This window comes from [Phormidium] sp. LEGE 05292 (assembly GCF_015207735.1).
Taxonomy (GTDB): Bacteria; Cyanobacteriota; Cyanobacteriia; order Cyanobacteriales; family Aerosakkonemataceae; genus Floridanema.
On the sequence record NZ_JADEWG010000154.1, the window covers coordinates 1 to 14,380 of the forward strand.

The following is a 14,380-nucleotide window of genomic DNA, read 5'->3' on the forward strand; positions in this document are numbered from 1 at the left end:
GTCTAGGGGATGGGGAGATGGGGAGATGGGGGGAAGCTCATTAACTTAGAACTATTTCCCTAACTCAAAACTCAAAACTTCCCTTCTGCCTTGGAGCCTTGGAGCCTTTATAAAAATAAAAGAGCCTGGAAGCATGAATTCCAGGCTTTTTTCTTTTAGTGTGTGAGGAGCAATACGAAACTTATTTTTAATATTGGCTGATTGAGTTGTCAAAATTGTGACGTTGGTACGTCAATTTGATGAACATATATCTAAATTGCTGAGTTGTTTCTCCCAGAAGTTGTGGTTTTCGAGCTATCTTAAAGCAATACCCCGATTGCACAAGCTTATGTCCGATTCTCTTTCTCTGCGCGATCGCTATTTCGCTTTAATTGATGAGATTGTCCAAACTACCTTGAAGGGAAAAATTCGCTCGAAACAGCAGGTTTATCAGATGTTGCTGCGCGGTATTGCGGCGGGAACTGGAGAAATTTTTGAGCAATGTTTGACCGATCGCGTTAACGCTACACAGTCGGAAATTGACAACCCTACGGATGAACTGAAGCAAGCAAAAGCCACCCGAACTTTGCGGGCACTGCAAACAATTGAAGGAGAATGGCAGCGGTATCACCAGGAAAATCTGGTGGCTTCGGCGATCGCTACGGCTACGAATGCTATTGTGAATACTGAAGCTGACAATCGATTAATTGCTTTGTTGCAGGCGATCGATCCAAATCAAGCCCAAGCTTTAAACTTAGAGCAAATTCAGCAATTAGCAACTTCGCTGCAAAAACAAGCCCAAAACTCTTCTGATTCTGAAACGAATGCACAACTTCAAGAATTAGCTTTAGGCTTGACTGAGGGTTTAAAATCTTGGGGCAAGTTACAAGAACATTTAGTTAGCTGGATTTACGATCAAAGTCGAGGCAAATTAGGTTTTGAAGGTGTGCCTGGGGAAAGTGGCCCTTGGAGTTTATGGGCATCTTTATTAGACAATTCCTTTCCTAAAGCAGTATTTCAAAGTTTAGCATTAAATCAGTCTATTACAGAATTTGTTTTTCAACAAAGTGTGGAAATTTCAGCTTTTGTGGAATTGGCGGTAATTTTACAATGTTTACAAAGAGGTTTGGTTAATTGGTTTGACAAACTTGTTTATGATGCTAAATTTGGCGCAAAGCTTTCGATTTCTACTTTTATTACTTTTGCGTTAATTTGGTCGCAGTTGGCTAGCGGTTTTAGTTCCAGAAATACTTTAAGTAATGGTTGCTTTCAAGTGACGTTGCAAATTCTCCGAACTTTCGCGCAACAGAAATACTTTCCTTTGTATGGCGGGATTTTTGCTTCTTTTAGCGGCGATTATTTGCGATCGGCAATCAGTTATTTGGATGAACCTTTGCGAAGGGTTGAGGGTACGCAAGAAAAAGCACGAATTCTCACTTTATTGGGTTATTCTTCTGGAGCGATCGGACAATACGATCGGGCTATCTCATTCCATGAACAAGCTTTAGTAATTTCACGTTCGGCGGAGGATCGAGCTTGCGAAATTGCCAATTTTAATCACATTAGCCGGATATATGTAGCGCAAAAAAATTACTCAGAGGCGATTAGTTACAGTCAAAGGGCGTTGATTTTAAGTCGGCAAAGTGGCGATCGCTTGGGAGAAGCTAATGCTTTAGCAAATCTCGGTTACAGCGAAGTTTTTCAAGCCCAAGAATTAGATCGATTAAACACGGAAGTTTATGAGGGGGCAATTAATTATTTACAGCAAGGTTTAGATTTATTAGAAAGGTTAAGCGATAGCTATCTGGCTGGATATACAATCCAACAAAGTAAAGCTTTTTGTTGTACAAGTTTGGGAATTGCTTACATCGTTTTATCTCAACCTGAAGCGGCTATTTCTTATTTAGAAACTGGCTATCAAGCGGCGGGAATTTCAGGAGATTTGTATTTGCAAGGGCTGAATTTTGCTTATTTGGCTGAGGCTAATTATAGTTTACAAGCAATGGAGAAAGCAATTTACTTTGGTACAATAGGAATGTATCTTTTAGAGCGAATTTCTTCTCCGCAATGGCGACAAGCCGCAGGGTTACTCACAATTATTAAAGGACAAATTGGTGCGGATGCTTTCCAAAATGTGTTGCAAAAAAATCGATCGCAATTTCTCCGGCAAATAGGGGTAGATGGATATGATTATATACCCCAATTGTTGAGAGAATACCAAGATTCTTAAATAAAGGTGAGGTAAAATGGGAAATAATTTTGCTGAGGCGATCGCTTTTTACCAAAAGTCTATTGACTTAAATCCTCAAGATTGGGAAGCTTATAAAAATTTGGCTAATCTATGGGCAATTAACGGTAATTTAGAACAAGCGATTACTTATTACCAGAAAGTTATTTACTTAAATCCCAATTTAGCCGAAGTGTATAACAATTTGGGAAATTGTTTGTTAGCGAGGAATCAGTTGGAAGAGGCAATAACAGCATATCAAAAAGCTGTTACCCTAAATCCTAAATACCCAGAAGCTTATTATAATTTGGGTAACGCTTGCAAAGCTAAAGGTGATTTAGCAGTAGCGAAAATTCATTATCAAAAAAGTATATCGTTAAAACCAAACTTTCCCGAAGTTCATAATAACTTAGGTTTGGTTTTGCAAGAAGAAGGTTATATCGAAGCAGCGATTAGTTGCTACCAAGAAGCAATTAGATTAAATCCCGAATATGCAGAGGCGCATAATAATTTAGGTAACGCCTTTGAAGAAACTAAAAACTTAGAAACAGCTATTACTTGTTATGAAAAATCTTTAGCTTTAAACCATAATTATATAGATGCTTATAACAACCTGGGTAATGTTTTACTATCTCAGGGGAAAGCGGAAGAAGCGATCGCTTGTTACCAAAAAGCTTTAGGATTAAATCCTAACTACTTGCAAGCACATTATAACTATGCTAATGCTCTCAAATATCTGGATAGGTTAGAGGATGCGATCGCACAATTACAATATACCTTAACTTTAGATCCCAACTTCGCCGAAGCTCATAAAAATTTAGGTATCAGTTTATTAATCAAAGGAGAATTTGCCATTGGATTTGCGGAATATGAATGGCGTTGGTACACTAAAGAATATCGCAAAATTGCATCATTTCAACCAGTTTGGCACGGTGGAGATTTACAAGGCAAAAAAATTCTCCTCCTTTGCGAACAAGGTTTTGGTGATAACATTCATTTTATCCGCTACGCCCCTTTAATTGCTCAACAAGGCGCACATATAACATTAGCTTGCTACGAAGAATTATATCGATTATTTATCACTGTTCCAGGCATTGAGCAAATAGTAACTTCGGGAACAACAGTTGAATATGATTACTGTGCGCCCACAATGAGTTTACCTTATTTGATGGGTACTACCGCCGCAACAATTCCCACAAATATCCCCTATTTATTTCCGCCAAAAACTACTTCGATTATTTTAGAATCACCCCCAGAAACTTATCTCAAAATCGGCATAGTTTGGGCGGGAAATCCAGGTAATACTAACGATCGTAATCGTTCTTGTAGTTTACTAAATTTTCTGCGACTTTTAGACATTCCTGGTATTGCTTTTTATAGTTTACAAAAAGGTGCAAGAGCGCAGGATTTAACTGTGCTAAATTTAGGTGATAGAATTCAAGATATGGGCGAAAAAATTCATGATTTTGCTGATACTGCGGCGGTAATCAACCAGCTAAATTTGGTAATATGTGTAGATACATCAGTTGCCCATTTAGCTGGCGCAATGGGAAAACCTGTATGGGTTTTGTTATCGAAAGTAGCTGATTGGCGATGGATGTTAGAAAGAGAAGATAACCCTTGGTATCCAACTTTACGCTTGTTTCGCCAAACTAAATTAGGAGATTGGCATCCCGTATTTCAAAAAGTAGCTTTAGAATTAGAAAAATTAGTCAAAGAGTTAAAAGATAAAGTGATGGAAAATAAATTAACTGAGCAAAATTTACTCCCGGCAAATGGATTTAATCAATTAAAACAATGCCGTCACGGAGTTTTACTTTATAATATCAACGATTTAGAAGTCGGTAAATCTTTGGCAGCTTACGGAGAGTACAAAGAAGGGGAAATTGAACTGTTGCAGCAAATCATTAAACCTAAAGATTTAGTAGTTGAAATTGGTGCAAATATCGGTGTTCATACAGTTTTTTTAGCTCAAGCAGTTGGTACGCAGGGAACAGTTTTAGCCTTTGAACCCCAAAGAGTGATTTTTCAAAATCTCTGCGCTAATCTAGCTTTGAATAGTATTACTAATACCTATTGTTATAATGTGGCAGTTAGCGATACATTTTCAGCGATAAACTTGCTTGTATTGGATTACAGCAAACCCAATAATTTTAGTAAATTAGATATAACCGAAAATGGGGAAAGTGAAATTGCTCAAACTATTACGCTTGATAGTTTAAATTTGCCACGCTGTCGTTTAATTAAAATAGACGTAACGGGTATGGAATTGGCTGTTTTACAAGGTGCAATTAACACTATTAAGGGATTGCAGCCTATTCTGTATATTAACTATCAACTTAAAAACGATAAGTCTTTAATTAATTTTATAACTGAATTTGGTTATAAAATGTATTGGCATAAAATTCCTATCTATAATTCAAATAACTATTTGCAAAATACCGAAAACGTTTTTGGTAAGGCAGAATCAAATAGTATTTTTTGTGTGCCGCCAAAGTTTGACTTAAAATTAGAAAATCTAAAACCAGTTAATGTTAATAAATAGGAAAATGTGAAATGACGACTAGAGAAATTATTAAAGAATTACCAATTCCAGCCCACTTTGATGTTAGTAAAGTAGGAGAAGTTTGGCGAGTACCTTACCAAGAAAGAGCAGTAGCAGCAGAAGTTTGGGCGAAAGAACATAATATTAAGCCTGCATCGACAGATAAAAAGCGAATTTGTTTATTAATTATCGATCCACAAAATACATTTTGTATTCCAGAATTTGAATTATTTGTAGGTGGACATTCTGGTAAAGGCGCGGTTGAAGATAATATTAGATTATGCGAATTTATTTACCGAAATTTGGGTGTAATTAATACGATCGCACCCACAATAGACACCCACACTGCCATGCAAATTTTTCATCCCATATTTTGGGTAAATGCAGCAGGCGAACACCCGACACCAGCAACAGTTATTACCATTGATGATGTCAAAGCTGGAGTTTGGCAAGTTAACCCAGCAGTTGCTTACAACGTAGCAAATAACGACTACGAAAAATTACAACAACACGCCTTTCACTACGTGCAAAAATTGAGCGGCGATCGCAAATATCCCCTAACAATTTGGCCTTATCATTCTATGTTAGGTGGTATTGGTCACGCCTTAGTTTCCGCAGTGGAAGAAGCGTTATTTTTCCATAATATTGCTCGGTGTAGCCAAACCATTTTTGAGCTTAAAGGTAGCAACCCTTTAACGGAAAATTACTCAGTCTTACGCGCCGAGGTTTTAGAAGATACTAATGGTAAACCTATTGCCCAGAAAAATATTAATTTAATTAACCAACTTTGGGAATTTGATGCTGTTATAGTTGCGGGACAGGCGAAAAGTCACTGCGTTGCGTGGACTGTGGAAGACTTACTGACAGAAATCAGAGCAAAAGACCCAAAACTTGCCAAAAAAGTCTACTTATTGGAAGATTGTACCTCTCCAGTTGTGATTCCGGGAATAGTTGATTTTACAGAACAAGCTGATGCAGCATATCAAAAGTTCGCAGATGCGGGAATGCACATTGTTAAATCTACCGATGCGATCGCCAATTGGCTAGATTTGTAAACTTTTATTTTTCTCCTTAAGCATAGTTTTAACTCCGAAGTAATCCCACGACAGAATATGACAAAATAAGAATTACAGGATAATCAACTCTGACAAACTCGGAATTTCCTAGTGAGGAAGTTCCGCCAGTAGTGAAAACAAGGTTGTTATTACAAATGGGATGGATGCAAATTCCATCTGGGTGCTTAAAGGGCTGGGTTACACCAGCCCTTTTTTCATTAATGGAAAAATGAAACTACGAGTTCATCTTCTAAAGGGAACTAAAGAAAGATGACAACAGTCAGATCGATTTGTCATCCTAAATTATAAAGAGTACAACCAAAATCTTCACTGTCTGGTTTTGACTCAGAGTTAGTCTGCGGAGTAGCTGGTGCGATCGTCCTATGAACTATTAAGTCAAAAACCATGACTTTTTCACCGCAAAGAATATCACTAATTACAGAAAAGTCAAATGAACTTAAAAACTATAGCAACTACTAGCTTACTCATTGGTTTAGGATTAACCCAGCCATTGTCTGCGGAAACCTTAGTAGATGTGGAACAGACAGTAGCTAACGCCAAACCAATCAAAGTCAATTTGTCAGGTTCTAGCTTACCGAACGCCAATGCGAAACAGTTGTATATCCAAATAGGTATTCAACCTTATTATTACAACTCAGTGTATTGGTCTTGGGGTTTGTTGTTTGGTGATTACTACCCCAATTACTACAATCCCTACCATTCGGGTTACGGGTCTTATTACAACCCCTACAATTCGGGTTATGGGTATTATAACGATCGCTATTATGGCGATCGCTATTACAATTACCCATATAATCGCGGATACAACCGTTACTATTCAGTCAATCAAATCCGCCAAATTTACCGCGAAGTTCTCGGACGTGAACCTGATGAGAGAGGGTTAAGAACTTGGTTAGGAGGACGCAGAAACAGAGAATCTTGGGGCGATATTCGGAATGATATTGCTCGCAGTGATGAAGCAGTCACGAGAATTAATCAAATTTACCGAGAAGTACTAGGTCGAAATGCCGATCGAAATGGAATTAGAACCTGGACAAATCGTTTAGCTTCCGGTGCCAGTCTATACGAAGTGCGACGCGACATTGAAAATAGTCCCGAAGCTCGCGCTCTCAGAAATAGAAATTATCCCAATTACAATCCATCAGTCAACTATTTACAACCGGGAAGGAGACTACCAAATACAGTTTATCCATCAATCAGAACCTCACCATCGAGAAATAATTCTGTACCCGTCAGAACTTACCCAACAAATGTTGCACCTGCTGTTAGATATCCCAACAGAAACTTACCCACAAATGTTGCTCCCGTTCTCGGATATCCTAACCGAAACCTACCCACAAACACCTCACCTGCGCTTCGGTATCCTAACCGAAACGTACCTACAAACACCTCCCCCGCGCTTCGGTATCCTAACCGAAACGTACCGATAAACATTTCACCCGCAATGACATATCCCAATAGAAGGTTCGCACCTGCTACCTTTCCACCAACTGACAGATTTCCCTCTCGGAGTTATTCACCCCCAACAAACTATCAGCAACCTACAAGGAGGTACTCACCATCAAGAAGTAATGTACCAACAACAGATAACTTCTTACCGAGTAGAAGAAACTCAGGTTCTACTTTCCCACCGTCAATACAAACTCCTCCTCCTGGGATTTCAAAATAAACTCCAGTCTGAGGAGCAGCAAATTCCATTTTTTCATTAAACCTCGTTCCCAGGTTGAACCTGGGAACGAGAAACAGAGGCGGAGCCTCTTGATGCAAGAACTCAGTTAAAGAACACTTATTTTATTTGGAGATCGGGGACAATGAAATTACAAATTCTCACCGTTAGTTTGTTACTTGCTACCTTGGGATTTTCCAATTCTGCACAAGCTCAAAATTATAATGATGTTCGCAGATTGATCGATACTGGTAGTTGTCGCAACTGTGACTTAAGAGGTGCAGATCTTAGAGGTCGGGATTTAAGAAATGCTGATTTACAAAGTGCTAATTTAGAAGATGCGAACCTGAGAAATGCTAATCTCAGTGGAGCTAATTTAAGAAATGCTAACCTCAGAGGTGCGGATTTAGGAAATGCAAATCTTAGAGGTGCAGCGACGGGCAATGCAATTTTAGATAACGCATATTTGAGCGGAACTGAACTCGAAGGTCGATATGGCGATCGCTATAATAACGGTTACAACAACCGAGATCGCGATCGCTATAATAACGGTTACAACAACCGATATGGCGATCGCTATAATAACGGTTACAACAACCGATATGGCGATCGCTATAGTACCCGCAATAACTACTCTTATGAAGAAGACATTCGCCGGATTTACCAAGAAGTTTTAGGCCGAGAACCTGATTCACAAGGTTATAGAAATTGGTCTGATGCCCTAAGAAATGGTACTTCTGTTAGAGATGTTCGCTCTCGAATTGCTAACAGCGACGAAGCAAGAACACAAATCAATCAAATCTATCGCGAAGTCTTAGGTCGTGATGTCGATTCCAGCGGATTAAGAACTTGGACAAATCGACTTGCTTCCGGTGATTCATTAAATGATATTCGTCGCAATATTGCTAATAGCCCAGAAGCAAGAAACAGACCAAATCAACCTTTCCCATCAACTCGACCAGATTTTGTTCCACCAGCAATTCAAAGATAATTGCTTTGAAGTAAAGGAGCAGGGACACAGGGGAGCAGGGGAGCAGGGGAAACTCTTTAACTCAATAACTCTCTTCCTAACTCTGTACGGGCGGGTTTAGCAGACAATTTCTGCACCTGACAAACAATTTCTGGACAAAACCCGCCCCTACAAACTCAAAACGTGCTACTCATTGCTACGCTAACAAAACTTTCCCTGTTCCCAGTCCCCAATTTAAGTTATAGTGAAATACCCCGCAGTAGTGTCTTGTCCAACTAATTGGAGAGAACTTACGCCTTCCACAGCTGCAACCAAATCGCCTTGATAGAAAATACTAACACCAGTGCGATTTCCTGCGAAACTAAAAGCACCACTAGTAGTAGTATAGTCATTTGGTGAACCTGCTAATTGGATCGCATCTTTTCCTGATTCAAAATTAACGATGTAAGCATAATCGTTATTTCCTTGTCCAATATAAAACCTTTGAATTGTTGAGTTAGAGATACTTTTGCCAAACCCTACGCCAAAACTATCGGCTCCGTTACTACCAATTAAAACATCTACTTCTCCAGTTCCTAAACTTCTAGAAATTGGGTCTGGTTTACCTGTAACTGTCGCATTAATATCTACACTAATACCTACTATGGCACTTCCTGAAGGCCCTAGTCCGGTAATAATATCACTACCGCTAGTTCCCGAAAAGAAAGCGGTATTTCCGTCAAATCTGCCATTACGAAGGTATTGACTTTGGGCGGAAATATTTTGTCCAGAAGCTACTGCCCGCGACACTGTGGGATATAGTACATAATAATAATCTTCGTTAAATCCCGGCGTTGTATCTACGATCGTTGCACCTAGTCGCCGTTCGGTTTCTCCATACAAAATAAAATGTTGTAAACCTGACGAAAGGGTTTTATTATTTACGGCTGCTTTAACATCGGGGTTAGCATTTAAATATTTTTGTTCATCCCACAAAGGTGATACCGCAATTCGACCTTCCTTGATGCCATATAATTGAAAATGTTGTAATCCTGAAGCCAATAAACCTTGGGCAACTGCTGACTTAACATCAGGATAATTTGCCAAGTATGTTGCTTCATCAAAAATGGCGTAACTCATTTTATTCGCCCCTAAATTACTGTTGTTTTCTTTGCTAAAAATTGCATTTTAAAGGTGATTTGTCAAGTCTCTATAAAATAATATTAAATATTATTTTATTAAGTTTTTTTATTTAGCGATCGCCAGTCCAAAAGTCACTTTTTACACCAAAGCAAAATTTAACAACAATCGGGATCTAAAATCTAAAATCAAGAGACTGCTATTATTCAGCTAAATTAGAATTTTGCTTATGAACAGAAACATTTTCTTAACGGTATCCTTGTTAGCTTCCTTAATGATAGGATTAGCGACTTCAGCACAAGAAATTGACCCTGTGGAACGACTAATAAATACTAAACAATGTCCCGGTTGTGACTTAAGCGGGGAAGACTTGAAGAATTTGGATCTCAGTGATGCAAATCTGACTGGAGCCGATTTAAGCAATGCTAACTTGAGAAATAGTATGCTAGCTGGTGCTAACTTAAGTTATGCTACTCTTAGAGGTGCTAATCTTACCTTAGCCGTACTAATTGGTGCTAATTTGAGTAGTGCTGATTTTAGTTACACCAATCTCACAGAGACTAATTTGTTCAGAGCCAAATTTACTGGAACTACAGGTGTAGATTTTACGGGTGCTACTTTTAAAGCCACCATTATGCCTAATGGTACAGTCAAAAATCCAGCAACAAACGCCACTTCCCAACCTCAACCAGTGCCAACTCCACCTAAGCAATCACCCGAACCAGTGCGCTAGGATGAAAATCTAAGGCTATATTTTTTACCGAAATATTCACGCATATTTTGTTCGCGTTCACCCTTTTTGCACCAAAATACAGTGCTAGCTAAATTTTCTGGTAAATTACGTCACCTATTGTCTCATTGGCAACGTCCCAACAGTTCGCCAATCACCTATAAACCTGTAATTTTGGCAAGTGTTGGTGTAACAGCATTAATACTTGGGTTACGACAAGGGGTGACTCTTTCGATACCAGGTTTGCGGTTAGCATTAAAAATGGAGCCTTTGGAGTTAGGAACTTACGATCAATTTGTGCGATTTGCCACGCGAGAAACCAATGGGAAATCGCACTCTGCAAAAAAAACTGATTCACGTTTATTAGTCGTAGCTGTCACCGAACAAGATATTCAAAACCTTCGTCAATGGCCGATTCCTGATGGTAAAATGGCCGAGTTACTTACTAAACTGGAAAAACATCGACCCCGTGTAATTGGTTTAGATATTTACCGAGATTTACCAGTACCACCGGGACACGATCGCTTAGTTAAATATTTAGAAAAAAGCGATCGCTTAGTAGCCATTTGTAAACAAAGTGAACTAAACAGTCCCGGAGTCGCACCTCCGAAAGCATTATCCCCCAAACAAGTAGGCTTTAACGACTTAATAATTGACCCAGATGGTGTAATTCGTAGAGCTTTATTATTTGCTATAAAAAAACAGGGAAAATGTACCACATCTTCGGCTTTCAGTTATCAATTAGCTAGTAGATATCTGACTTTTGCAGGTATTGAATCTTTCAAAGAAAACCCATCGGGAACATTAGGATTTCGTAACAGCAAAACAGGAGAAAATAGCGCAAAAATTAAGCCTGTATTGTTTCCTCGCTTAGATAGTAATGCGGGTGGTTATCAAGGCGCAGATGTAGGTGGTTATCAAATTATCCTCAAATATAACTCGGCTGAAAATGTAGCCAGACAAGTTACCCTAACACAAGTTTTAAACGATCGAGTTCCTGGGGAGTGGATACGCGATCGCGTCGTGTTGATCGGTACGATCGCTGCAAGTATTGATGACGCATTTTATACACCTTATAGCGCCGCCCAAACCCAACAACATAAAATGCCAGGAGTGTTAGTTCATGCTCAAATTGTCAATCAAATTATTAGTGCAGTTTTAGATAATCGTACTTTACCTTGGTATTGGCCTGATTGGGCAGAAGCTTTATGGATTTGGAGTTGGGCAATCATTGGCGGCGTGGGTGCTTGGAAACTGCGTCATCCTTTATTATTGGGAGTTTCGGGAATTGCCGCTTTCGGGGTTTTAAGTAGCGTTTGCTTTTGTGTTTGGTTGTATTCTGGATGGGTGCCTTTAGTCCCAGCAGCATTAAGCATGGTGACTACTGGTGGAACAGTGGTAGTAATTGCTGCTTACCGAATGCAACAAGAACGAGAAAAAATGCTCAATTGGGTAAAAGAAAGAGAAGAAACAATTGAGCTTTTATCCACCATGTACAAAGGCAATATTGCTACTAATTTACAAAAGCCTGATATTACTGAAAGTGAAACAACTGAGGCGACTACCCCCTTATGCCCTCCGAAAAGTCTTAGTGAAATTTCTCCCCAATTTAGTAACCGTTATGAAATTATTAAAGTCTTAGGTCAAGGTGGATTTGGCAGGACTTATTTAGCGAAGGATTTGCAACTTCCAGACAGTCCTATTTGTGTAGTTAAACATTTGATGCCAGCTAGAAGAGATAGTAAATTTCTGGAAGTGGCGCGGCGTTTATTCCAAACGGAAGCTAGAATTTTAGAAGTTTTAGGACAGCACGAGCAAATTCCGACCTTGCTAGATTATATCGAAAAAGAAGGCGAGTTTTATTTAGTAGAAGAGTATGTAGAAGGAGAACCCCTAAGTGAAGAATTGTATGTCGATCGCAGATGGCAAGAAACAAAAGCGATCGATTTACTAGAAAATATTTTGCCCATTTTAAATTTTATTCATCAACATCATGTAATTCACCGGGATTTGAAACCGGGAAACATTATTAGACGTTCTTCAGATGGAAAATTAGTGTTAATTGATTTTGGTGCTGTGAAGCAAATGTTACCTACAGAAGGTGGGAAAACAGAAAGCCAAACAGTAGCAATAGGTACCAGGGGATATGCACCCCCAGAACAATTAGTCGGACATCCCCGCCCTGCAAGTGACCTTTACGCATTAGGAATGATTGGAATTCAAGCACTTACAGGAATTCAACCCCATGATTTAGTGTTACAGCAAGATCTGGAAACGGGGAATTTGAATTGGCGACATTTAGCTAAGACTAGCAATGAGTTGGCAGCAATTTTGGATCGGATGGTGCAGTATCATTTTAGCGATCGCTATCAGTCAGCGTTAGCTGTACTGACAGATATCCAAAAGATCGATCGCCATAACCTCAATCAATCGATCGAAGAACCTGATTTTGAAGAAAAAACCGCCATTCTACCCACCACAGAATATGATACAACCTCCGTAATGCCATCCTGGAACCATTTCCCAGTTAACAACCAATCAACGAAAGCGGAAGAACAATTAGATAATGCTTCGACACAGTTCGATCCAGAAACCTACAAAAGCTAAGGTTTGATGACGATACTCTGTGGCACAATGAAAAACGATTGGTCATTAGTCATTGGTTTCATAGTCATTGGTCATTAGTCATTTGGTTATTACAAAGGACAAATGATGCAATTTCCCAAAGATTCATCATGAAAAATATCCCAATCACAAATGACGCATGACAAATGACACATGACAAATTGAGCACTTTTGAGGAAACCGCGTTGAGTCCGACTGCCACAGCTAGTACAAATAATATTAAACCAGCCACGAGACGGGTAGTTTTCCCGTTTACAGCTATTGTTGGTCAAGAAGAGATGAAATTAGCACTGCTATTAAATGTAATCGATCCTTACATTGGCGGTGTGATGATTATGGGCGATCGCGGTACTGGTAAATCTACCACGATTCGCGCTCTGGCTGACTTACTCCCAGAGATTGAGGTAGTAGCCGACGATCCTTTCAACAGCCATCCTGAAGATCCCGATTTAATGAGTGATGCAGTACGGGAACGCATCGCGCAACAAGCGGAAATTCCTGTAGCCAAGAAAAAGGTAACGATGGTTGATTTGCCTTTAGGGGCAACTGAAGACCGGGTTTGCGGTACGATCGACATTGAAAAAGCACTCTCCGAAGGTGTGAAAGCCTTTGAACCGGGACTTTTAGCCAAAGCTAATCGTGGTATCCTCTACGTTGATGAAGTCAACTTGTTGGACGATCACTTAGTAGACGTTTTGCTGGATTCTGCGGCTTCGGGATGGAACACTGTAGAAAGAGAAGGAATTTCCATCCGACACCCAGCACGTTTTGTTTTGGTAGGATCGGGAAACCCCGAAGAAGGGGAGTTGCGTCCGCAATTGCTCGATCGTTTTGGAATGCACGCCGAAATTCGCACAGTCAAAGAACCTGCACTGCGAGTTCAAATTGTCGAACAAAGAGCCGAGTTTGACCAAAACCCACCAAACTTTACCGAAAAATATCACCAAGAACAAGAAGCTTTGCAACAAAAATTGCTCAAAGCGAAAGAGTTATTACCCTCAGTAGAAATCGACTACGATTTGCGGGTAAAAATCTCAGAAGTTTGTTCCGAATTAGATGTTGACGGCTTGCGTGGTGACATTGTAACTAATCGCGCCGCCAAAGCAATAGCAGCGTTCGAGGGAAGAACACAAGTAACGGTTGATGACATTCGTAGAGTAATTCGCTTATGTTTGCGTCACCGTTTGCGGAAAGATCCTCTAGAATCAATTGATTCTGGTTATAAGGTAGAAAAAGCTTTTAATCGGGTGTTCGGTTTAGAAGTTACAGAATAACTTCACAGCTTGAGTCATTCCCCCCTTTTTAAGGGGGGGTAGGGGCAGGGCTAATTCATTTTCAACGGAGAAATTGATTTGTGAAGGAGAGATAATGCAAACAACGGAAAAATCATCTTTCCCCTTGTCCCCTTGTCTCCTTGTCCCCTTGTCCCCCCATCCGGTTAAT

The 14,380-nt window shown here is 39.7% G+C and carries 9 protein-coding genes; 8 read left to right on the forward strand and 1 reads right to left on the reverse strand.

Features of this window, described 5'->3' with window-relative positions:
* The first annotated feature begins 328 nt into the window (after window positions 1–328).
* The 5 genes from IQ264_RS26890 (at window position 329) to IQ264_RS26910 (ending at window position 8,484) form a co-directional block, all read left to right on the forward strand.
* Window positions 329–2,209, forward strand: coding sequence for a tetratricopeptide repeat protein (locus tag IQ264_RS26890; protein WP_193984701.1), 1,881 nt, complete (start codon window positions 329–331; stop codon window positions 2,207–2,209).
* A 16-nt stretch (window positions 2,210–2,225) separates the two neighbouring features.
* Window positions 2,226–4,751, forward strand: a complete 2,526-nt coding sequence (locus tag IQ264_RS26895; protein WP_193984703.1) for an FkbM family methyltransferase — start codon at window positions 2,226–2,228, stop codon at window positions 4,749–4,751.
* A gap of 11 nt (window positions 4,752–4,762) precedes the next feature.
* A complete protein-coding gene (locus IQ264_RS26900; protein ID WP_193984706.1) occupies window positions 4,763–5,806 on the forward strand; it encodes an isochorismatase in 1,044 nt (347 codons plus the stop codon).
* 451 nt (window positions 5,807–6,257) lie between these two features.
* Window positions 6,258–7,496: a DUF4214 domain-containing protein gene (locus tag IQ264_RS26905; protein ID WP_193984708.1), complete on the forward strand. Its 1,239-nt coding sequence runs from the start codon at window positions 6,258–6,260 to the stop codon at window positions 7,494–7,496.
* Between the two features lie 142 nt (window positions 7,497–7,638).
* The gene (locus tag IQ264_RS26910; RefSeq protein WP_193984710.1) at window positions 7,639–8,484 is read left to right on the forward strand and encodes a pentapeptide repeat-containing protein; all 846 of its coding nucleotides are present in this window, start codon (window positions 7,639–7,641) and stop codon (window positions 8,482–8,484) included.
* Window positions 8,485–8,697: 213 nt separating this feature from the next.
* Here IQ264_RS26910 and IQ264_RS26915 read toward each other — a convergent pair whose 3' ends face one another.
* Window positions 8,698–9,582 (reverse strand): hypothetical protein, encoded by an 885-nt coding sequence (locus IQ264_RS26915; RefSeq protein WP_193984713.1) that lies wholly within the window; start codon window positions 9,580–9,582, stop codon window positions 8,698–8,700.
* Window positions 9,583–9,811: 229 nt separating this feature from the next.
* Here IQ264_RS26915 and IQ264_RS26920 point away from each other — a divergent pair, with 229 nt between their 5' ends.
* The 3 genes from IQ264_RS26920 to bchI all read left to right on the forward strand — a co-directional run bounded on the left by IQ264_RS26920 (window position 9,812) and on the right by bchI (window position 14,211).
* On the forward strand, window positions 9,812–10,315 hold the full coding sequence (locus IQ264_RS26920; protein ID WP_193984714.1) for a pentapeptide repeat-containing protein: 504 nt from the start codon (window positions 9,812–9,814) through the stop codon (window positions 10,313–10,315).
* An 81-nt stretch (window positions 10,316–10,396) separates the two neighbouring features.
* A complete protein-coding gene (locus tag IQ264_RS26925) occupies window positions 10,397–12,919 on the forward strand; it encodes a CHASE2 domain-containing protein (protein ID WP_193984716.1) in 2,523 nt (840 codons plus the stop codon).
* Between the two features lie 164 nt (window positions 12,920–13,083).
* Entirely contained in the window at window positions 13,084–14,211 is a 1,128-nt protein-coding gene (bchI, locus tag IQ264_RS26930) for a magnesium chelatase ATPase subunit I (RefSeq protein ID WP_228061846.1), read from the forward strand.
* Window positions 14,212–14,380: the final 169 nt, after the last annotated feature.

Excerpts from the sequence above, each read along its gene's own strand:
- IQ264_RS26890 (WP_193984701.1), top strand. The coding sequence starts at position 329 with ATGTCCGATTCTCTTTCTCTGCGCGATCGCTATTTCGCTTTAATTGAT.
- IQ264_RS26920 (WP_193984714.1), top strand. The coding sequence starts at position 9,812 with ATGAACAGAAACATTTTCTTAACGGTATCCTTGTTAGCTTCCTTAATG.
- IQ264_RS26900 (WP_193984706.1), top strand. The coding sequence starts at position 4,763 with ATGACGACTAGAGAAATTATTAAAGAATTACCAATTCCAGCCCACTTT.
- IQ264_RS26905 (WP_193984708.1), top strand. The coding sequence starts at position 6,258 with ATGAACTTAAAAACTATAGCAACTACTAGCTTACTCATTGGTTTAGGA.
- IQ264_RS26895 (WP_193984703.1), top strand. The coding sequence starts at position 2,226 with ATGGGAAATAATTTTGCTGAGGCGATCGCTTTTTACCAAAAGTCTATT.
- bchI (WP_228061846.1), top strand. The coding sequence starts at position 13,084 with ATGACACATGACAAATTGAGCACTTTTGAGGAAACCGCGTTGAGTCCG.
- IQ264_RS26915 (WP_193984713.1), bottom strand. The coding sequence starts at position 9,582 with ATGAGTTACGCCATTTTTGATGAAGCAACATACTTGGCAAATTATCCT.
- IQ264_RS26910 (WP_193984710.1), top strand. The coding sequence starts at position 7,639 with ATGAAATTACAAATTCTCACCGTTAGTTTGTTACTTGCTACCTTGGGA.